At 54.7% G+C, this 19927-nt stretch carries 16 protein-coding genes and 4 tRNA genes; all 20 read left to right on the plus strand.

All coding sequences use genetic code 11. The features are described 5' to 3' along the window. Positions 1-200: 200 nt before the first annotated feature. The 20 genes from birA (at position 201) to rplC (ending at position 19922) form a co-directional block, all read left to right on the plus strand. Positions 201-1157: a bifunctional biotin--[acetyl-CoA-carboxylase] ligase/biotin operon repressor BirA gene (birA, locus tag IFT99_RS15200; RefSeq protein WP_192133298.1), complete on the plus strand. Its 957-nt coding sequence runs from the start codon at positions 201-203 to the stop codon at positions 1155-1157. Positions 1158-1214: 57 nt separating this feature from the next. Then, entirely contained in the window at positions 1215-1652 is a 438-nt protein-coding gene (locus IFT99_RS15205) for a hypothetical protein (RefSeq protein WP_192133634.1), read from the plus strand. Positions 1653-1794: 142 nt separating this feature from the next. After that, positions 1795-1879 (plus strand) — tRNA-Tyr (locus IFT99_RS15210). Positions 1880-1906: 27 nt separating this feature from the next. After that, a tRNA-Gly gene (locus IFT99_RS15215) sits at positions 1907-1980 on the plus strand. Positions 1981-2006: 26 nt separating this feature from the next. Further along, a tRNA-Thr gene (locus IFT99_RS15220) sits at positions 2007-2082 on the plus strand. Between the two features lie 174 nt (positions 2083-2256). Then, positions 2257-2332 (plus strand) — tRNA-Trp (locus IFT99_RS15225). A 44-nt stretch (positions 2333-2376) separates the two neighbouring features. Then, positions 2377-2745, plus strand: coding sequence for a preprotein translocase subunit SecE (secE, locus tag IFT99_RS15230; protein WP_037017694.1), 369 nt, complete (start codon positions 2377-2379; stop codon positions 2743-2745). Positions 2746-2754: 9 nt separating this feature from the next. Continuing rightward, the gene (nusG, locus tag IFT99_RS15235; RefSeq protein WP_003317113.1) at positions 2755-3288 is read left to right on the plus strand and encodes a transcription termination/antitermination protein NusG; all 534 of its coding nucleotides are present in this window, start codon (positions 2755-2757) and stop codon (positions 3286-3288) included. Positions 3289-3407: 119 nt separating this feature from the next. Then, positions 3408-3839, plus strand: coding sequence for a 50S ribosomal protein L11 (gene rplK / locus IFT99_RS15240; protein ID WP_037017696.1), 432 nt, complete (start codon positions 3408-3410; stop codon positions 3837-3839). Continuing rightward, entirely contained in the window at positions 3839-4534 is a 696-nt protein-coding gene (gene rplA / locus IFT99_RS15245; RefSeq protein ID WP_065988464.1) for a 50S ribosomal protein L1, read from the plus strand. Before rplK ends, rplA begins: the two co-directional genes overlap by 1 nt. 197 nt (positions 4535-4731) lie before the next feature. Continuing rightward, positions 4732-5232, plus strand: a complete 501-nt coding sequence (gene rplJ, locus IFT99_RS15250) for a 50S ribosomal protein L10 (RefSeq protein WP_065988463.1) — start codon at positions 4732-4734, stop codon at positions 5230-5232. Positions 5233-5310: 78 nt separating this feature from the next. Further along, on the plus strand, positions 5311-5676 hold the full coding sequence (gene rplL, locus IFT99_RS15255; RefSeq protein ID WP_019409897.1) for a 50S ribosomal protein L7/L12: 366 nt from the start codon (positions 5311-5313) through the stop codon (positions 5674-5676). A 221-nt stretch (positions 5677-5897) separates the two neighbouring features. Further along, positions 5898-9971, plus strand: coding sequence for a DNA-directed RNA polymerase subunit beta (rpoB, locus tag IFT99_RS15260; RefSeq protein WP_192133299.1), 4074 nt, complete (start codon positions 5898-5900; stop codon positions 9969-9971). A gap of 63 nt (positions 9972-10034) precedes the next feature. Continuing rightward, entirely contained in the window at positions 10035-14234 is a 4200-nt protein-coding gene (gene rpoC, locus IFT99_RS15265) for a DNA-directed RNA polymerase subunit beta' (RefSeq protein ID WP_192133301.1), read from the plus strand. A gap of 200 nt (positions 14235-14434) precedes the next feature. Continuing rightward, complete coding sequence (rpsL, locus tag IFT99_RS15270; protein ID WP_002555494.1) at positions 14435-14806, plus strand: 30S ribosomal protein S12; 372 nt, start codon at positions 14435-14437, stop codon at positions 14804-14806. 116 nt (positions 14807-14922) lie between these two features. Beyond that, positions 14923-15393 (plus strand): 30S ribosomal protein S7, encoded by a 471-nt coding sequence (gene rpsG / locus IFT99_RS15275; RefSeq protein ID WP_002555493.1) that lies wholly within the window; start codon positions 14923-14925, stop codon positions 15391-15393. 30 nt (positions 15394-15423) lie between these two features. Further along, on the plus strand, positions 15424-17529 hold the full coding sequence (gene fusA / locus IFT99_RS15280; RefSeq protein ID WP_065988460.1) for an elongation factor G: 2106 nt from the start codon (positions 15424-15426) through the stop codon (positions 17527-17529). 31 nt (positions 17530-17560) lie between these two features. After that, the gene (gene tuf, locus IFT99_RS15285) at positions 17561-18754 is read left to right on the plus strand and encodes an elongation factor Tu (protein WP_024646116.1); all 1194 of its coding nucleotides are present in this window, start codon (positions 17561-17563) and stop codon (positions 18752-18754) included. A gap of 139 nt (positions 18755-18893) precedes the next feature. Further along, a complete protein-coding gene (rpsJ, locus tag IFT99_RS15290) occupies positions 18894-19205 on the plus strand; it encodes a 30S ribosomal protein S10 (protein ID WP_003186070.1) in 312 nt (103 codons plus the stop codon). Positions 19206-19286: 81 nt separating this feature from the next. Continuing rightward, the gene (rplC, locus tag IFT99_RS15295; protein WP_065988459.1) at positions 19287-19922 is read left to right on the plus strand and encodes a 50S ribosomal protein L3; all 636 of its coding nucleotides are present in this window, start codon (positions 19287-19289) and stop codon (positions 19920-19922) included. The last annotated feature ends 5 nt before the right edge of the window (positions 19923-19927 follow it).

Below are 19927 nucleotides of genomic sequence, written 5' to 3' on the forward strand. Positions count from 1 at the left end.
TCGTCAAGATTAAATTCCAGAACCCCATTTGCGAAAGCAGATGGGGTTTTGTTTTTGCGCGCGGAAAAAGCTGCCAACTAACCCTCCCAACCAATTAGAGCTCAAGCGCAGCACGCCTGCGGCCCAAGTGGTGAAACGTATGCTTGCGCAGGTCTTCTGTATGGCTATCATGCGCGTCTTACTACTAGGCACTCTCACTCATGCATACACTGCTAAAGCTACTTGAAGACGGTGCGTTTCACTCCGGCGAGGATCTGGGGCTTGCGCTGGGCGTCAGCCGGAGCGCCGTCTGGAAGAAGCTGCAGCAGGTCCAGGCTGACCTCGGCATAGAAATTTACAAGGTGCGCGGTCGTGGCTACCGATTGGCGTCGCCGCTGTCCTTGCTGGACTATGAGGCGCTGCGCCGGGAACATGTCGGGTTGGGTTGGACGTGCAGGATTCACGAAATTATCGACTCAACTAATGCTGAAGCCATGCGCGTAGCGAATTCAGGCGCTGAACTTCCTTGCTTGGTTCTTGCAGAGCGGCAGACGGCTGGCCGCGGAAGGCGTGGCCGTCAGTGGGTAAGTCCTTTCGCTGAAAATCTCTATTACAGCCTCGCCTTGCGTCTGGATGGCGGGACGCGCCGCCTGGATGGCCTCAGTCTTCTCGTAGGCCTTGCTGTGGTAGATACGCTGCGAGAGCTCGGTATTGGTACTGCGGGGCTGAAATGGCCTAACGACATTCTGGTTGGCGGTAAGAAGATTGCTGGGGTTCTGCTCGAACTCACCGGCGATCCTGCCAATGTATGTCATGTAGTGATTGGTATTGGGATCAACGTGAATATGCGTGAATCCATTAACGTAGACCAGGCTTGGACTTCATTGGCTCTGGAGCTTGTGCATGTTCAGGATCGGAATCGCGTTGCTTGCGCGCTCAGTCGAAATCTCAGCGTTTATCTTGCTGGTCATCAGGAGAAAGGCTTTGCGGCCTACCGAAGAGATTGGGAAGACAAGCACTTATGGCAGGGCCTTGCGGTCGCTCTCACTACGGGTGCGAAGATCACCAAGGGTGTGGTCTTGGGAGTTGGTGACGATGGAGCGCTACGGCTGGAGGTAGGTGGCCGTGAGGAGCAGTTTGCCGGGGGGGAGGTGAGTCTGAGGCTCGAGGGTAATTAGGGTAGAGATAGGAGTTGGTAGATATGCATTCGGATGCGTGTTGTCTATGAGGTGATTATGCCCTGGGCGTTTTTTTTGTTGCTCATGTTGAACGGTCTTTATTTTGTCTGGCATCAGCAGGATGCGCCGCTACGCCCGAAAGAGGTCGAGCCGCTGTTAACCCATCGATCATATGGCCAGGATATTCGGCTGCCTAGCGAGTCCGGATTGGGTAGGGGTAAGGAGCGGATGGACGCAGAGCAAGAGAAATGCCTCTATTTGGGCGGCACCGCCAAGCGGGCTGAGGTGACGCTTCTCGAGCAGCGCCTTGTTGCGTTGGATATCGATACTCACCTGGGAAAGCGCCTGGATCAGCAAGGCAGCGTGTTTTGGCTAAAAATTGCGCCTGCGAGTAGGCGGCTGGTGAGCGATGCGCTTATCGCCGAGCTCCGTAGAGATTTTCCCATGCTAAAAAATGAAATAATGTCGTGTGAAGGCATTGCAACTCCAGATTAGTTTGAATAGAATGGCGCCCGCTTCGCAGTGCAGATCGCTTGATTCGTACTGATGTAGCAAGAGTCAATGCTTGTAACCTCAAGTTTTTATTGAGAAAAAGGTTGACAGAAGGGTGGCATGATATAGAATGCTGCCTCGCTTAGGAGGGGTTCCCGAGCGGCCAAAGGGATCAGACTGTAAATCTGACGTCTACGACTTCGAAGGTTCGAATCCTTCCCCCTCCACCATATTTTGAGCGTAAGCAGCAAAGCTCAGCGGGTATAGTTTAGTGGTAGAACCTCAGCCTTCCAAGCTGATGATGCGGGTTCGATTCCCGCTACCCGCTCCAAGTTTGCTGGTTGTGCAATGTGTTTTGCTCTTGTAGCTCAGTTGGTAGAGCACACCCTTGGTAAGGGTGAGGTCAGCGGTTCAAATCCGCTCAAGAGCTCCATTACTAAGGCAGATATGTGAGTATCTGCCTTTGTTTTGGGTGCCAAGAATCCCGGGATCTTTACGCTCTTGGTGAGCTGGTGCTGCAGTGAGTCGATTTTTGCCATCGCATTATCGAGTTGCTGTTGAAATCTTCCTGTCAGGTCCGCATAATGTTCGGCCTGATTTTGCTTTTAGGTCAGTAGCTCAATTGGCAGAGCGACGGTCTCCAAAACCGTAGGTTGGGGGTTCGATTCCCTCCTGACCTGCCAGATTCTCAAATGTATCTGGCTTTCTTTTCACAGGATTTTAGTAGATGAATCCAAAGGCTGAAGCCCAAGACTCCCGGTTTGATCTCGTGAAGTGGCTTGTAGTAGTGCTTCTGGTGGTCGTGGGTGTCGTTGGAAATCAATACTATTCTGCGCAACCAATCCTGTATCGCGTTCTTGCCCTGCTTGTAATCGCCGCCGTGGCAGCCTATGTGGCGCTGCAGACGGGGAAGGGCAAGGCTTTCTTTGTTTTGGCCAAGGAAGCGCGCGCTGAGATTCGTAAAGTCGTGTGGCCTACGCGCCAAGAGACTACCCAGACCACTTTGATCGTGGTTGCAGTTGTTCTTGTGATGGCGCTGCTGTTGTGGGGGTTGGATTCCCTGCTCGGCTGGCTTGTTTCCTTGATTGTCGGCTAAGGGTGTCCCGTGGCTAAGCGTTGGTACGTAGTGCATGCCTACTCGGGTTACGAGAAGCATGTCATGCGCTCACTGGTTGAGCGCGTAAAGCTTGCAGGCATGGAAGATGGCTTCGGCGAAATTCTGGTCCCTACTGAAGAAGTAGTGGAGATGCGTAACGGCCAGAAACGCAAAAGTGAACGTAAGTTCTTCCCTGGCTATGTGCTTGTCCAGATGGACATGAACGAAGGTACCTGGCACTTGGTTAAGGATACTCCTCGTGTCATGGGCTTCATTGGCGGCACTGCAGACAAGCCTGCCCCAATTACCGATAAAGAAGCTGAAGCCATTCTGCGTCGCGTCGCTGATGGTAGCGATAAGCCAAAGCCAAAAACTCTGTTCGAGCCGGGCGAAGTCGTTCGTGTTACAGACGGTCCGTTTGCTGACTTCAACGGTACCGTTGAAGAGGTCAATTACGAGAAGAGTCGGATCCAAGTGGCCGTGCTCATTTTCGGACGCTCCACTCCGGTGGAGCTGGAGTTCAGTCAGGTCGAAAAGGCGTAACTGATCTCAGAATCCCATACCCCGCAGCCTTGGGCTGTGGGGTTTTTTCGTCACCGGGATAAACGCGCAAGTAACCGGGGAGCCTCTCGAGGCGCTAGAACCCGTAATTGGAGTGCCTCATGGCCAAGAAGATTACCGCTTACATCAAGCTTCAAGTGAAAGCCGCTCAGGCTAACCCGAGCCCGCCCGTTGGTCCTGCACTGGGTCAGCACGGCGTGAACATCATGGAGTTCTGCAAAGCGTTCAACGCCCGTACTCAGGGTATTGAGCCAGGTCTGCCTACTCCTGTGATCATCACTGTTTACAGTGATCGCAGCTTCACATTTGAAACCAAAAGCACCCCGGCTTCGGTACTGCTGAAAAAAGCAGCTGGCTTGACCAGCGGCTCGGCTCGTCCGAATACCGTAAAAGTTGGCACTGTGACCCGTGCTCAGCTTGAAGAAATCGCCAAGGCAAAAAATGCCGACTTGACCGCTGCTGATATGGACGCCGCCGTGCGTACAATCGCCGGTTCCGCTCGCAGCATGGGCCTTAACGTGGAGGGTGTGTAATGGCTAAGCTGACTAAGCGCCAAAAGGCTATCGCTTCCAAGGTTGAAGCTGGCAAATCGTATAACTTCAACGAAGCTGCTGCCCTGCTGGCTGAGTTGTCGACAGTGAAGTTCAGCGAGTCCGTAGACGTTGCTGTGAACCTCGGTGTTGACCCACGTAAATCCGACCAGGTTGTACGTAGCGCTACCGTACTGCCACACGGCACTGGCAAGACCGTTCGTGTAGCCGTATTTACTCAGGGTCCAGCTGCTGAAGCTGCTCTGGCTGCCGGTGCTGACCGCGTTGGTATGGACGATCTGGCTGCTGAAATGAAGGGCGGCGATCTGAACTATGACGTCGTTATTGCCTCCCCGGACGCAATGCGTGTTGTTGGTCAGTTGGGTCAGATCCTCGGCCCGCGTGGCCTGATGCCTAACCCGAAGGTCGGTACTGTTACTCCAGACGTAGCCACTGCCGTTAAAAATGCCAAGGCTGGTCAGGTTCGCTATCGCACCGATAAAAACGGCATTATCCACACTTCCGTTGGCAAGGTCGGCTTCGAAGCAGACAAGCTGCGTGAGAACGTTGAAGCACTGATCGCTGATTTGAAGCGTATCAAGCCTGCTTCCTCGAAAGGTATCTACGTCAAGCGCGTAACCCTGAGCACCACTATGGGCCCAGGCTTGGTCATCGACCAAGGTTCGTTGGACGCGTGAGACTGGCACGGCGCGGGTAACCGCGCCGTAGCGAAAATTGGGGTCCCTGCCTGGCGGGGGCTATCCAAGACCGTAGGCGGCGAAAGTCTTAAACCTCAAGCCTACGCAGATGGTGCTCCCGGTTCTTTACCGAATCAGACACCAAAACGACATCCGGCTCAGGTCAGATGAAACGGTAACAAGCAGGAGTTAAACCCGTGGCAATTAAACTCGAAGACAAGAAGGCCATCGTCGCTGAAGTCAACGAGGCTGCCAAAAACGCTCTGTCTGCTGTTGTGGCTGATGCCCGCGGTGTGACAGTAGGCGCGATGACCGGACTCCGTAAAGAGGCTCGTGAAGCTGGCGTATACGTGCGTGTCGTACGTAACACTCTGCTCAAGCGCGCCGTTGCTGACACTGAATACAGTGTCCTCAACGATGTGTTCACCGGCCCGACCTTGATCGCGTTCTCCAATGAACACCCTGGCGCTGCTGCCCGTTTGTTCAAAGAGTTCGCTAAAGGTCAGGATAAGTTCGAGATCAAGGCAGCTGCGTTCGAGGGCAAGTTCCTCGCACCTAATCAGATCGACGTACTGGCAACATTGCCGACACGCAACGAAGCGATTTCGCAGCTGATGAGCGTGATTCAAGGCGCTACCAGCAAGCTCGCTCGTACACTGGCGGCCATCCGCGAACAGAAAGAAGCCGCTGCAGCCTAAGGGCAGGCACTTCCTCTCGCGTATTTTTGTTTATTTTGATGGTCGCGTAGGCCGTCCCCCAATTCAGGAATTAGAGTCATGTCTATCTCTCAAGACGATATCCTCAACGCCGTAGCTGAAATGTCCGTTCTGCAGGTTGTAGAGCTGATCAAAGCATTCGAAGAAAAATTCGGTGTTAGCGCTGCCGCTGCTTCCGCTGGTCCAGCTGCTGCTGCTGCCGTTGTTGAAGAGCAAACCGAATTCAACGTCATGCTGCTGGAAGCGGGCGAGAAGAAAGTTAACGTCATTAAAGCAGTTCGTGAACTGACCGGTCTGGGCCTGAAAGAAGCCAAGGCAGTCGTTGACGGTGCTCCAGCAATGGTCCTGGAAGCAGTAGCAAAAGACGCTGCTGACAAAGCCAAGGCTACCCTGGAAGAAGCAGGCGCTAAAGTCGAGCTGAAGTAAGCATCGACTTTGCGTTTCCAGCCCAAGCGTTAAGCGATAGGCTGATGGCTGGTGGCTTCTGCCACCGGCCTTTTTCCGTTGTTGGCAGCTGATTCGGTTAGCGCTGATTACGTGATCTACCCACCTTGAACGGTGGCGCGAACCATGGGGTTCGCAAGATTTTTCTGGCTGCTCCCGTCGGGAGGAGCCAAACAAGCAGGTGACCAAGCTGGGGAACGCTGATGGCTTACTCATATACTGAGAAAAAACGTATCCGCAAGGACTTTAGCAAGTTGCCGGACGTCATGGATGTGCCTTACCTCCTGGCCATCCAGCTGGATTCGTATCGTGAATTCTTGCAAGCGGGAGCGACTAAAGATCAGTTCCGCGACGTGGGCCTGCATGCGGCCTTCAAATCTGTTTTCCCGATCATCAGCTACTCCGGCAATGCTGCTTTGGAGTATGTGGGTTATCGTCTGGGCGAACCGGCTTTTGATGTCAAGGAATGCGTGCTCCGCGGTGTGACATACGCCGTACCTTTGCGGGTAAAAGTACGTCTGATCATTTTCGACAAAGAATCGTCGAATAAAGCGATCAAAGACATCAAAGAGCAAGAAGTCTACATGGGTGAAATTCCCCTGATGACTGAGAACGGTACCTTCGTTATCAACGGTACCGAACGAGTGATCGTTTCCCAGCTGCACCGTTCCCCAGGCGTGTTCTTTGACCACGACCGCGGTAAGACGCACAGCTCTGGCAAACTGTTGTACTCGGCTCGCATCATTCCTTACCGTGGTTCGTGGCTGGACTTCGAATTCGATCCGAAAGACTGTGTCTTCGTACGTATCGACCGTCGCCGCAAACTCCCTGCATCGGTTCTGCTCCGTGCACTGGGTTACACCACTGAAGAAGTGCTGGATGCCTTCTACACCACCAACGTATTCCACGTTCAGGGCGAGAACCTGAATCTGGAGTTGGTGCCTCAGCGCCTGCGTGGCGAAATTGCCGTTCTGGATATACTGGACGACAAGGGCAAGGTCATTGTTGAGCAAGGCCGTCGTATCACGGCTCGCCACATTAACCAGCTCGAAAAAGCGAACATCAAGACCCTTGAAGTTCCGCTCGACTACGTAATCGGCCGCACTAGCGCCAAAGCGATCGTGCACCCGGCGACGGGCGAGATCATTGCCGAGTGCAATACCGAGCTGAACACCGAGATCCTGGCGAAGATTGCCAAGGCTCAGGTTGTCCGTATCGAGACGCTGTACACGAACGATATCGACTGCGGTCCGTTCATTTCCGACACCTTGAAGATCGACTCGACCGGCAATCAGCTTGAAGCCCTGGTCGAAATCTATCGGATGATGCGTCCTGGCGAGCCACCTACCAAGGATGCTGCCGAGACCTTGTTCAACAATCTTTTCTTCAGTCCAGAGCGTTACGATCTGTCGGCTGTAGGTCGGATGAAGTTTAACCGTCGTATCGGTCGTACCGAGATCGAAGGTTCTGGAGTGCTCCACAAAGACGACATCGTCGCTGTGCTGAAGACCTTGGTCGACATCCGTAACGGTAAAGGCATCGTCGATGACATCGATCACCTTGGTAACCGTCGCGTTCGTTGCGTAGGTGAGATGGCCGAGAACCAGTTCCGTGTAGGTCTGGTGCGTGTTGAGCGCGCGGTCAAAGAACGTCTGTCGATGGCGGAAAGCGAAGGCCTGATGCCTCAAGACCTGATCAACGCCAAGCCTGTAGCGGCGGCGGTGAAAGAGTTCTTCGGTTCCAGCCAGCTTTCACAGTTCATGGACCAGAACAACCCGCTGTCCGAGATCACTCACAAGCGTCGCGTCTCTGCACTCGGCCCTGGTGGTCTGACGCGTGAGCGTGCTGGCTTTGAAGTCCGTGACGTACACCCGACTCACTACGGGCGCGTGTGCCCGATTGAAACGCCGGAAGGTCCGAACATTGGTCTGATCAACTCCTTGGCTGCCTATGCGCGCACCAACCAGTACGGCTTCCTCGAGAGCCCGTACCGTGTGGTTAAAGATGCTCTGGTAACTGACGAAATTGTTTTCCTCTCGGCTATTGAGGAAGCAGATCACGTCATTGCACAGGCTTCTGCCGCAATGAACGACAAGAAGATCCTGATTGACGAGCTGGTTGCTGTTCGTCACTTGAACGAGTTCACCGTCAAGGCGCCGGAAGACGTCACCCTGATGGATGTTTCGCCGAAGCAGGTTGTATCGGTCGCGGCATCGCTGATCCCGTTCCTTGAGCACGACGACGCCAACCGTGCGTTGATGGGTTCGAACATGCAGCGTCAGGCTGTCCCAACATTGCGCGCTGACAAGCCGCTGGTTGGTACTGGCATGGAGCGCAACGTTGCGCGTGACTCCGGTGTTTGCGTCGTGGCCCGTCGTGGCGGCGTGATCGACTCGGTAGACGCCAGCCGTATCGTGGTTCGTGTTGCAGATGACGAAGTTGAGACAGGCGAAGCCGGTGTCGACATCTACAACCTGACCAAATACACACGTTCGAACCAGAATACCTGCATCAACCAGCGTCCGCTGGTGAGCAAGGGTGACCGCGTTCAGCGTAGCGACATCATGGCTGACGGCCCGTCCACCGATATGGGTGAACTGGCGCTGGGTCAGAACATGCGCATCGCGTTCATGGCGTGGAACGGCTTCAACTTCGAAGACTCCATCTGCCTGTCCGAGCGTGTTGTTCAGGAAGACCGCTTCACCACGATCCACATTCAGGAACTGACCTGTGTGGCGCGTGATACCAAGCTCGGGCCTGAAGAGATCACTGCCGACATCCCTAACGTGGGTGAGGCAGCACTGAACAAGCTGGATGAAGCTGGTATCGTTTATGTAGGCGCTGAAGTCGGCGCAGGCGACATCCTGGTAGGTAAGGTCACTCCGAAAGGCGAGACCCAGCTGACCCCGGAAGAGAAGCTGCTGCGTGCGATCTTCGGTGAAAAAGCAAGCGACGTTAAAGACACGTCCTTGCGCGTGCCTACCGGTACCAAAGGCACCGTTATCGACGTTCAGGTCTTCACTCGTGATGGCGTTGAGCGTGATGCTCGTGCGCTGTCCATCGAGAAGAGCCAGCTCGACGAGATCCGCAAGGACCTGAACGAAGAGTTCCGCATTGTTGAAGGCGCAACGTTCGAACGTTTGCGTTCCGCTCTGGTGGGTCGTACCGCTGAAGGTGGTGCTGGCCTGAAGAAGGGGCAGGAAATCACCAATGAAATTCTGGACGGCCTGGAACACGGTCAGTGGTTCAAGCTGCGCATGGTCGAAGATGCGCTGAACGAGCAACTCGAGAAAGCTCAGGCTTACATCGTCGATCGTCGCCGTCTGCTTGACGACAAGTTCGAAGACAAGAAGCGCAAGCTGCAGCAGGGCGATGATCTTGCTCCAGGTGTACTCAAGATCGTCAAGGTTTACCTTGCCATCCGCCGTCGTATCCAGCCTGGCGACAAGATGGCCGGTCGTCACGGTAACAAAGGTGTGGTCTCCGTGATCATGCCGGTTGAAGACATGCCGCACGATGCCAACGGTACTCCGGTGGATATCGTCCTCAACCCGTTGGGTGTACCTTCGCGTATGAACGTCGGTCAGATCCTCGAAACCCACCTCGGCCTCGCGGCTAAGGGGTTGGGCGAGAAGATCAACCGCATGCTTGAAGAGCAGCGTAAAGTCGTTGAACTGCGTAAGTTCCTGAACGAGATCTATAACGAGATCGGCGGCCGTCAAGAGAGTCTAGATGACCTGTCTGATCAGGAGATTCTGGATCTGGCGAAGAACCTGCGTGGCGGCGTTCCAATGGCTACCCCGGTATTTGACGGTGCGAAGGAATCCGAAATCAAGGCAATGCTCCGCCTGGCGGACATGCCGGACAGTGGCCAGATGCAGCTGTTCGACGGCCGTACCGGCAACAAGTTTGAGCGTCCGGTCACCGTTGGCTACATGTACATGCTGAAGCTGAACCACTTGGTGGACGACAAGATGCACGCGCGTTCCACTGGTTCGTACAGCCTGGTTACCCAGCAGCCGCTGGGTGGTAAGGCTCAGTTCGGTGGTCAGCGTTTCGGGGAGATGGAGGTTTGGGCGCTGGAAGCTTATGGCGCGGCGTACACTCTGCAAGAAATGCTCACAGTGAAGTCGGACGACGTGAACGGTCGGACCAAGATGTACAAGAACATCGTGGACGGCGATCACCGTATGGAGCCGGGCATGCCCGAGTCCTTCAACGTGTTGATCAAAGAAATCCGTTCGCTCGGTATCGATATCGATCTGGAAACCGAATAACACGTGACGCGAATCGAGGGTGGGTCGGTATGACTGCCCTCTGCTCCGCCAGGAGGAAAGGCCTTGAAAGACCTACTGAATTTGCTGAAAAACCAGGGTCAAGTCGAAGAGTTCGACGCTATCCGTATTGGATTGGCGTCGCCTGAGATGATCCGTTCGTGGTCGTTCGGTGAAGTTAAAAAACCGGAAACCATCAACTACCGTACGTTCAAACCTGAGCGTGACGGCCTGTTCTGCGCCAAGATCTTTGGCCCGGTCAAGGATTACGAGTGCCTGTGCGGTAAGTACAAGCGCTTGAAGCATCGTGGCGTCATCTGCGAGAAGTGTGGCGTTGAAGTCGCGCTGGCCAAAGTCCGTCGTGAGCGCATGGCTCACATCGAGCTGGCTTCGCCGGTAGCTCACATCTGGTTCCTGAAATCGCTGCCGTCCCGTATCGGCTTGCTGATGGACATGACCCTGCGTGATATCGAACGCGTTCTCTACTTCGAGAGCTATGTCGTTATCGATCCGGGCATGACCACGCTCGAAAAAGGGCAACTGCTAAACGACGAGCAATACTTCGAGGCTCTCGAAGAGTTCGGTGACGATTTCGACGCCCGTATGGGTGCCGAGGCTGTCCGCGAGCTGCTGCACGCTATTGATCTGGAACACGAGATTGGCCGGCTGCGCGAAGAGATTCCGCAAACCAACTCCGAGACCAAAATCAAGAAGCTGTCCAAGCGTCTGAAGTTGATGGAAGCCTTCCAGGGTTCCGGCAACCTTCCAGAATGGATGGTGTTGACCGTTCTGCCGGTTCTGCCGCCAGATCTGCGTCCACTGGTCCCGCTGGATGGTGGTCGTTTCGCGACTTCCGACCTTAACGATCTCTATCGTCGAGTGATCAACCGTAACAACCGCTTGAAGCGCCTGCTCGATCTGTCTGCTCCTGACATCATCGTGCGCAACGAAAAGCGCATGTTGCAGGAAGCTGTGGATGCGTTGCTTGATAACGGTCGTCGCGGTCGCGCCATCACAGGTTCGAACAAGCGTCCTCTGAAATCTCTGGCTGACATGATCAAGGGTAAGCAGGGCCGTTTCCGTCAGAACTTGCTCGGTAAGCGTGTTGACTACTCTGGCCGTTCGGTAATTACCGTAGGTCCGACCCTGCGTCTGCATCAGTGCGGTCTGCCCAAGAAGATGGCACTGGAGCTGTTCAAGCCGTTCATTTTCGGCAAGCTCGAGATGCGTGGTCTCGCTACCACCATCAAAGCTGCCAAGAAAATGGTCGAGCGCGAGCTGCCAGAAGTCTGGGACGTTCTCGCCGAAGTCATTCGCGAACACCCGGTGCTCCTGAACCGTGCGCCGACGCTTCACCGTCTGGGTATCCAGGCGTTTGAGCCGGTTCTCATCGAAGGTAAAGCGATCCAGCTGCACCCGTTGGTCTGTGCGGCATACAACGCCGACTTCGACGGTGACCAGATGGCTGTTCACGTGCCGCTGACGCTGGAAGCCCAGCTCGAAGCCCGTGCGCTGATGATGTCGACCAACAACATTCTGTCGCCAGCGAACGGTGAGCCAATCATCGTTCCTTCGCAGGACGTTGTATTGGGTCTGTACTACATGACTCGTGAAGCGATCAACGCCAAAGGCGAAGGTCGTGTATTCGCGGATCTGCAGGAAGTGGACCGTGTATTCCGTGCGGGCGAAGCCGCTCTGCATGCAAAAGTGAAAGTGCGCATCAACGAAACGATCAATGATCGTGACGGTGGCAGCGTCAAGAATACTCGTATCGTCGACACAACCGTCGGCCGTGCGCTGCTGTTCCAAGTGGTTCCGGCCGGCTTGTCATACGACGTCGTCAATCAGCCGATGAAGAAGAAGGCAATCTCCAAGCTGATCAACCAGTGCTACCGCGTGGTTGGCCTGAAAGAGACTGTAATCTTCGCTGACCAGCTGATGTACACCGGTTTTGCCTATTCGACGATCTCGGGTGTCTCCATCGGCGTTAACGACTTTGTTATCCCTGATGAAAAAGCTCGCATCATCGACGCAGCAACCGATGAAGTGAAAGAAATCGAGAGTCAGTACGCCTCCGGCCTGGTTACCCAGGGCGAGAAGTACAACAAGGTGATCGACCTCTGGTCCAAGGCCAACGATGAAGTCTCCAAGGCGATGATGTCGAACCTCTCGAAAGAGAAGGTTGTCGATCGTCACGGTGAGACCGTTGATCAGGAATCCTTCAACTCGATGTACATGATGGCTGACTCGGGTGCGCGGGGTTCCGCAGCACAGATTCGTCAGTTGGCAGGTATGCGGGGTCTGATGGCCAAGCCGGATGGCTCGATCATCGAGACACCGATCACTGCTAACTTCCGTGAAGGTTTGAGCGTTCTTCAGTACTTCATCTCGACGCACGGTGCTCGTAAGGGGCTTGCGGATACCGCGTTGAAAACCGCGAACTCTGGTTACCTGACTCGTCGTCTTGTAGACGTGGCACAAGATCTGGTCGTTACCGAGGTTGACTGCGGTACTGAACACGGTCTGGTCATGACGCCGCACATTGAAGGTGGCGACGTCGTAGAGCCGTTGGGCGAACGCGTATTGGGTCGAGTGATCGCCCGCGACGTATTCAAGCCTGGCACTGAAGATGTCATCGTTCCAGGCGGCACACTGGTTGACGAGAAGTGGGTTGAATTCATCGAGCTGAACAGCATCGACGAAGTGATCGTACGCTCTCCGATCAGCTGTGAAACACGTTTCGGTATCTGCGCCAAGTGCTATGGCCGTGATCTGGCGCGCGGTCACCAGGTGAACATCGGTGAGGCGGTCGGCGTTATCGCGGCTCAGTCGATCGGTGAGCCGGGTACCCAGCTGACCATGCGTACGTTCCACATCGGTGGTGCGGCAAGCCGTACTTCTGCTGCTGACAGTGTTCAGGTGAAGAACGGCGGTATCGTTCGTCTGCACAACCTGAAGCACGTTGAGCGTCTTGATGGTCACCTGGTCGCGGTGTCGCGTTCCGGTGAGTTGGCAATAGCCGACGAGTTCGGTCGTGAGCGCGAGCGCTACAAGCTGCCGTATGGTGCTGTGATTCTGGTGAAGGAAGGTGACAAGGTCGACGCCGGGTCCATCGTGGCCAAGTGGGACCCACACACTCACCCAATCGTCACCGAGATGAAAGGTACCGTGACCTACGTGGGCATGGAGGAAGGTATTACGATCAAGCGCCAGACGGACGAATTGACCGGTTTGACGAACATCGAAGTACTGGATGCCAAAGATCGCCCTGCAGCAGGTAAAGACATTCGTCCTGCGGTCAAGATGGTTGGTGTTGATGGTAAGGATCTGCTGCTGCCGGGTACTGACGTACCGGCTCAGTACTTCCTGCCGGCAAACGCCCTCGTCGGTGTTGCGGATGGTGTGCAAGTGGGTGTGGGTGACGTTATCGCCCGTATCCCGCAAGAGACCTCCAAAACCCGTGACATCACTGGTGGTCTGCCGCGCGTTGCCGACCTGTTCGAAGCGCGTCGCCCTAAAGAAGCATCGATCCTGGCTGAAGTCAGCGGTACGATCGCGTTTGGTAAAGAGACCAAAGGCAAGCGTCGTCTCGTTATCACGCCAAACGATGGTACCGATCCGTACGAAGAGCTGATTCCAAAATGGCGTCATCTGAACGTCTTCGAAGGTGAGCAAGTCAGCCGTGGTGAGGTTATCTCCGACGGCCCAAGCGATCCGCACGATATCCTGCGCCTGCTGGGTGTCAGCGCTCTGGCGAAATACATCGTCAACGAGATTCAGGACGTTTACCGCCTGCAAGGCGTGAAGATCAACGACAAGCACATTGAAACAATCCTTCGTCAGATGCTGCGTAAGGTCGAGATCGCTGAGTCTGGCGACTCCAGCTTCATCAAGGGTGACCAGATGGAGTTGACGCATGTCCTGGTTGAAAACGAGCGCCTTGCGACCGACGAGAAATTTGTTTCCAAATTCACTCGTGTGTTGCTTGGTATCACCAAGGCGTCGCTGTCCACCGAATCGTTCATCTCGGCGGCCTCCTTCCAGGAGACCACTCGCGTACTGACCGAAGCGGCGGTTACCGGCAAGCGCGATTATCTGCGCGGCCTGAAAGAAAACGTGGTAGTGGGTCGTCTGATCCCTGCAGGTACCGGTCTGGCATATCACAGCGAGCGCAAGCGTCGTCGTGAAGCCGACAAGCCGATGCGTGTAAGTGCGAGCGAAGTTGAAGCCGCGCTCACTGAAGCGTTGAACTCAAGCAGTAATTGAGAGTAGGGCCCCGATTTTCACAGTCATTGGTCTCAACCGGTTGATGGGTTGCCAGTGGCTGTGGACACCGGGGCTTTGCCTTGACTGGGGGCAGGATCCTCTTTAGACTCTTGTACCCCTAAATCTGGCGGGACGTATGTCCTGCCATTTTGCTTTTCTTGTAAGACAATAGCGTCGCAAGACAACAGTGGAGCTAGTAGATGGCAACTATCAACCAGCTGGTACGTCAGCCGCGTAAGCGTATCGTCGAGAAATCCGACGTGCCTGCCCTGCAGAACTGCCCGCAGCGTCGTGGTGTGTGCACTCGCGTGTACACAACTACGCCGAAAAAACCTAACTCGGCACTGCGTAAAGTATGCCGTGTGCGTCTGACCAACGGTTTCGAGGTTTCCTCGTACATCGGCGGTGAAGGCCACAACCTGCAAGAGCACAGCGTCGTACTGATTCGCGGCGGCCGTGTAAAAGACTTGCCAGGTGTTCGTTACCACACCGTCCGCGGTTCGTTGGATACCTCCGGTGTCAAAGGTCGTAACCAGGGTCGTTCGAAGTACGGTACCAAGAAGCCTAAGTAGTAGCGGCTTTTTGAAAAAACTGAATCATCTTATTTTCTGAGTCGATAAGAGTAAGGTCGGAGGCGCCGTTAGGTGCTGATTCCGAGCGAACCTGAAGACCGTTTGAGGGCTTATCCATGCCAAGAAGACGCGTAGCAGCCAAGCGCGAAGTGCTTGACGATCCAAAATACGGCAGCCAGATTCTGGCCAAGTTCATGAACCACGTTATGGAAAGCGGCAAGAAAGCCGTTGCCGAGCGTATCGTTTATGGCGCGCTGGAAAAGGTTAAAGAACGCAAGAACTCCGATCCCCTGGAAATCTTCGAGAAAGCTCTCGACGCCATCGCTCCGCTGGTCGAAGTGAAGTCGCGCCGTGTAGGCGGTGCTACTTACCAGGTCCCGGTCGAAGTTCGTCCGTCCCGTCGTAATGCTCTGGCAATGCGTTGGCTGGTAGACTTCGCGCGCAAGCGCGGTGAGAAGTCTATGGCTCTGCGTTTGGCTGGCGAACTGTTGGACGCCGCCGAAGGTAAAGGTGCTGCGGTCAAGAAGCGTGAAGACGTGCACCGTATGGCTGAAGCCAACAAAGCTTTCTCGCACTACCGCTTCTAATTTCAGCGTCACTAATTTTGCGAGGGCTTTATGGCTCGTACTACACCGATCAGCCGTTACCGTAACATTGGTATCGTCGCTCACGTGGATGCTGGTAAAACCACCACCACCGAGCGCGTCCTTTTTTACACCGGCAAAAGCCACAAGATGGGCGAGGTGCATGATGGCGCCGCGACCACCGACTGGATGGTTCAGGAGCAGGAGCGTGGTATTACCATTACTTCTGCTGCTATTACTGCCTTTTGGCAGGGTTCCGAGAAGCAGCACAAAGACCAATATCGCTTCAACGTGATTGACACCCCGGGCCACGTAGACTTCACGATTGAAGTTGAGCGTTCCCTGCGTGTACTCGACGGCGCGGTCGTTGTTTTCTGTGGTACCTCTGGCGTAGAGCCTCAGTCCGAAACCGTATGGCGTCAAGCCAACAAGTACGGGGTTCCACGTATCGTTTACGTGAACAAAATGGACCGTGCTGGCGCAAACTTTCTGCGCGTAATTGCCCAGATCAAGCAGCGTTTGGGTCACACTCCGGTGCCGATCCAGTTGGCAATCGGTTCTGAAGACAACTTCCAGGGTCAGATTGATCTGATGTCTATGGAAGCGGTCTACTGGAACGATTCCGACAAAGGTATGGTCCCTGTTCGCAAGCCTATCCCTGCTGAGCTGCAGGAGCTGGCTGACGAATGGCGCAGCAACATGGTTGAGGCTGCGGCTGAAGCCAGCGAAGAACTGATGAACAAATACCTTGAGGGTGAGGAACTCACCAACGAGGAAATCAAGGCTGCTCTGCGTCAGCGTACTATTGCTGGTGAGATCGTTCTTGCTGTTTGCGGTTCTTCCTTCAAGAACAAGGGTGTTCCCCTGGTTCTCGACGCTGTGATCGACTACCTGCCGGCTCCAGTCGACATTCCTGCTATCAAGGGTTCCAACCCTGATAACGAGGAAGAGGAAATGGAGCGTCACGCGGACGACAACGAGCCGTTCTCGGCTCTGGCGTTCAAGATCGCTACCGATCCGTTCGTGGGTACGCTGACGTTCGTCCGTGTTTACTCGGGCGTGTTGGCATCCGGCGACGGCGTGATCAACTCGGTCAAGGGCAAGAAAGAGCGCGTGGGTCGTATGGTGCAAATGCACGCCAACGCTCGCGAAGAGATCAAGGAAGTACGCGCTGGCGACATCGCGGCCTTGATCGGCATGAAGGATGTCACCACTGGTGAAACCTTGTGCAACGCTGACAAGCCAATCATCCTGGTTCGGATGGACTTCCCGGAGCCGGTTATTTCGGTTGCCGTAGAGCCTAAAACCAAGGATGACCAGGAAAAAATGGGTATCGCACTGGGCAAGCTTGCTCAAGAAGACCCGTCTTTCCGCGTCAAAACTGATGAAGAGACTGGTCAAACGATCATCTCTGGCATGGGCGAGCTGCACTTGGACATCCTGGTTGACCGGATGCGCCGTGAGTTCAACGTCGAAGCCAACATCGGTAAGCCTCAGGTTTCGTATCGTGAGCGCATCACGAAGAACTGTGAAATCGAAGGCAAGTTCGTTCGTCAGTCCGGCGGTCGTGGTCAGTTCGGCCACTGCTGGATCCGTTTTGCACCTGCTGACGAAGGTCAGGAAGGTCTGCAATTCGTGAACGAAGTAGTGGGTGGTGTGGTTCCTAAGGAATACATCCCGGCTATCCAGAAGGGTATCGAAGAGCAGATGAAGAACGGCGTTGTCGCCGGCTATCCGCTGATCGGCCTGAAGGCTACCGTGTTTGATGGTTCTTACCACGACGTCGACTCGAACGAGATGGCGTTTAAGGTGGCTGCTTCCATGGCGACCAAGCAACTGGCCCAGAAGGGCGGCGGTGAGTTGCTTGAACCGATCATGGCTGTAGAGGTTGTTACGCCTGAAGACTATATGGGTGACGTGATGGGCGACCTTAACCGTCGTCGCGGCATGATCCTGGGTATGGAGGATACGGTCTCCGGCAAGGTAATTCGTGCCGAGGTTCCGTTGGGTGAGATGTTCGGTTATGCGACCGACGTTCGCTCCATGTCCCAAGGTCGCGCAAGCTACTCTATGGAATTCAAAAAATACAATACAGCTCCGTCGCACATCGTCGAAACTGTAACCAAAAAACAAGGCTGATTCAGCGCCTTTAGGCTAGGAGTTATTTGTCGTGGCTAAAGAAAAATTTGATCGTTCCCTTCCGCACGTCAACGTTGGCACCATCGGTCACGTTGACCATGGTAAAACCACGCTGACCGCTGCTCTGACTCGCGTCTGCTCCGAAGTCTTCGGTTCGGCTCGTGTTGACTTCGATAAGATCGACAGCGCACCAGAAGAGAAGGCTCGCGGTATCACCATCAACACTGCTCACGTTGAGTACAACTCGTCTGTACGTCACTACGCGCACGTTGACTGCCCGGGTCACGCTGACTACGTCAAGAACATGATCACCGGTGCTGCCCAGATGGACGGCGCTATCCTGGTTTGTTCGGCTGCTGATGGTCCGATGCCACAGACTCGTGAGCACATCCTGCTGTCCCGTCAGGTAGGCGTTCCGTACATCGTGGTCTTCCTGAACAAGGCTGACCTGGTAGACGACGCTGAGCTGCTGGAACTGGTTGAGATGGAAGTGCGCGATCTGCTGAGCACTTACGACTTCCCAGGTGACGACACTCCAATCATCATCGGCTCCGCCCGTATGGCGTTGGAAGGCAAAGACGACAACGAGATGGGCACCACTGCCGTCAAGAAGTTGGTTGAAACTCTGGACAGCTACATCCCTCAGCCAGAGCGTGCTGTCGACAAGCCGTTCCTGATGCCAATCGAAGACGTATTCTCGATCTCTGGTCGCGGTACTGTTGTGACTGGTCGTGTTGAGCGCGGTATTGTCAAGGTTCAAGATCCACTGGAAATCGTTGGTCTGCGTGACACTACCGTCACCACCTGCACCGGTGTTGAAATGTTCCGTAAGCTGCTCGACGAAGGTCGTGCTGGCGAGAACTGCGGCGTTCTGTTGCGCGGCACCAAGCGTGACGACGTTGAGCGTGGTCAGGTTCTGGTCAAGCCAGGTACCGTCAAGCCTCACACTCAGTTCGAAGCTGAAATCTACGTTCTGAGCAAAGAAGAAGGCGGTCGTCACACTCCTTTCTTCAAAGGCTACCGTCCACAGTTCTATTTCCGTACTACCGACGTAACTGGTAGCTGCGAACTGCCGGAAGGCGTTGAGATGGTTATGCCAGGTGATAACGTGAAAGTTTCCGTTACCCTGATCAAGCCAATCGCAATGGAAGACGGTCTGCGTTTCGCTATCCGTGAAGGCGGTCGTACCGTCGGCGCTGGCGTCGTAGCCAAAATCATCGCGTAAGCGATGATCTTCAAAAAGAGCCCCCGCTTGCGGGGGCTTTTTTATTGGGTTGACACCCTGTTAGCTCGTCTATAGAATTGCGCCTCCTTTAAACGGGCGTATTGCGCTCGGTGGGAAGTAGCCTGGAGTCTGAAATCCAATGCAAAATCAGCAAATCCGTATCAGGTTGAAGGCTTTTGACCATCGCCTGATCGACCAATCCACCCAGGAAATCGTGGAAACCGCGAAACGTACTGGTGCTCAAGTGCGTGGTCCGATTCCACTCCCTACCCGTAAAGAGCGGTTCACCGTTCTGGTTTCTCCGCACGTCAACAAAGACGCGCGCGACCAGTACGAGATCCGTACTCATAAGCGTGTTCTGGACATTGTCCAGCCAACGGATAAAACCGTTGATGCGCTGATGAAGCTTGATCTTGCGGCAGGTGTGGAAGTACAGATCAGCCTCGGCTAAGACTCGGGTCTTAGTCGTGTAACGCTCTGAAATGGGCGGCCATAGCGGGTGAAAGCCCCGTACACTCATGAGGTTTACAACATGACTATTGGTGTAGTCGGTCGTAAATGCGGTATGACCCGTATTTTCACCGAAGAAGGTGTCTCCATTCCGGTTACGGTCATTGAGATCGAGCCGAATCGCGTCACCCAGTTCAAAACCGAAGAAGTCGATGGCTATCGTGCAGTGCAAGTCACTGTCGGCGTGCGTCGTGCTTCCCGTGTGACTGCTGCTCAAGCAGGTCACTTCGCTAAGGCGAACGTTGCCGCTGGTCGTACTGTCTTGGAATTCCGTCTTGAAGAAGGCGAATACAAGGCTGGCGATCTGATCAATGCAGAAATCTTTGCTGCTGGCCAGATGGTAGATGTTACCGGTCAGTCCAAAGGTAAAGGCTTCCAAGGTACTATCAAGCGCCACAATTTCCGTGGCCAAGATAATACTCACGGTAACTCCGTGTCCCACCGCGTCCCGGGCTCTATCGGCCAGTGCCAGACTCCTGGTCGTGTATTCAAGGGCAAAAAAATGTCCGGTCATATGGGCGCTGAGCGCGTGACCGTGCAGTCCCTGGAAGTAGTGCGCGTGGACGCTGAACGCAATCTGTTGTTGGTCAAGGGTGCTGTTCCTGGCGCTACTGGCGGCAATGTGGTTGTACGTCCAGCGGCCAAGGCTCGCGGTTAAGGGGA

The sequence above is a fragment of the Pseudomonas sp. CFBP 8772 genome (assembly GCF_014841665.1).
GTDB lineage: Bacteria > Pseudomonadota > Gammaproteobacteria > Pseudomonadales > Pseudomonadaceae > Aquipseudomonas > Aquipseudomonas graminis_B.

Excerpts from the sequence above, each read along its gene's own strand:
- birA (WP_192133298.1), top strand. The coding sequence starts at position 201 with ATGCATACACTGCTAAAGCTACTTGAAGACGGTGCGTTTCACTCCGGC.
- fusA (WP_065988460.1), top strand. The coding sequence starts at position 15,424 with ATGGCTCGTACTACACCGATCAGCCGTTACCGTAACATTGGTATCGTC.
- rplC (WP_065988459.1), top strand. The coding sequence starts at position 19,287 with ATGACTATTGGTGTAGTCGGTCGTAAATGCGGTATGACCCGTATTTTC.
- rplA (WP_065988464.1), top strand. The coding sequence starts at position 3,839 with ATGGCTAAGCTGACTAAGCGCCAAAAGGCTATCGCTTCCAAGGTTGAA.
- rpoB (WP_192133299.1), top strand. The coding sequence starts at position 5,898 with ATGGCTTACTCATATACTGAGAAAAAACGTATCCGCAAGGACTTTAGC.
- rpsL (WP_002555494.1), top strand. The coding sequence starts at position 14,435 with ATGGCAACTATCAACCAGCTGGTACGTCAGCCGCGTAAGCGTATCGTC.
- rpsG (WP_002555493.1), top strand. The coding sequence starts at position 14,923 with ATGCCAAGAAGACGCGTAGCAGCCAAGCGCGAAGTGCTTGACGATCCA.
- rpsJ (WP_003186070.1), top strand. The coding sequence starts at position 18,894 with ATGCAAAATCAGCAAATCCGTATCAGGTTGAAGGCTTTTGACCATCGC.
- secE (WP_037017694.1), top strand. The coding sequence starts at position 2,377 with ATGAATCCAAAGGCTGAAGCCCAAGACTCCCGGTTTGATCTCGTGAAG.
- rplL (WP_019409897.1), top strand. The coding sequence starts at position 5,311 with ATGTCTATCTCTCAAGACGATATCCTCAACGCCGTAGCTGAAATGTCC.
- rplK (WP_037017696.1), top strand. The coding sequence starts at position 3,408 with ATGGCCAAGAAGATTACCGCTTACATCAAGCTTCAAGTGAAAGCCGCT.
- IFT99_RS15205 (WP_192133634.1), top strand. The coding sequence starts at position 1,215 with ATGCCCTGGGCGTTTTTTTTGTTGCTCATGTTGAACGGTCTTTATTTT.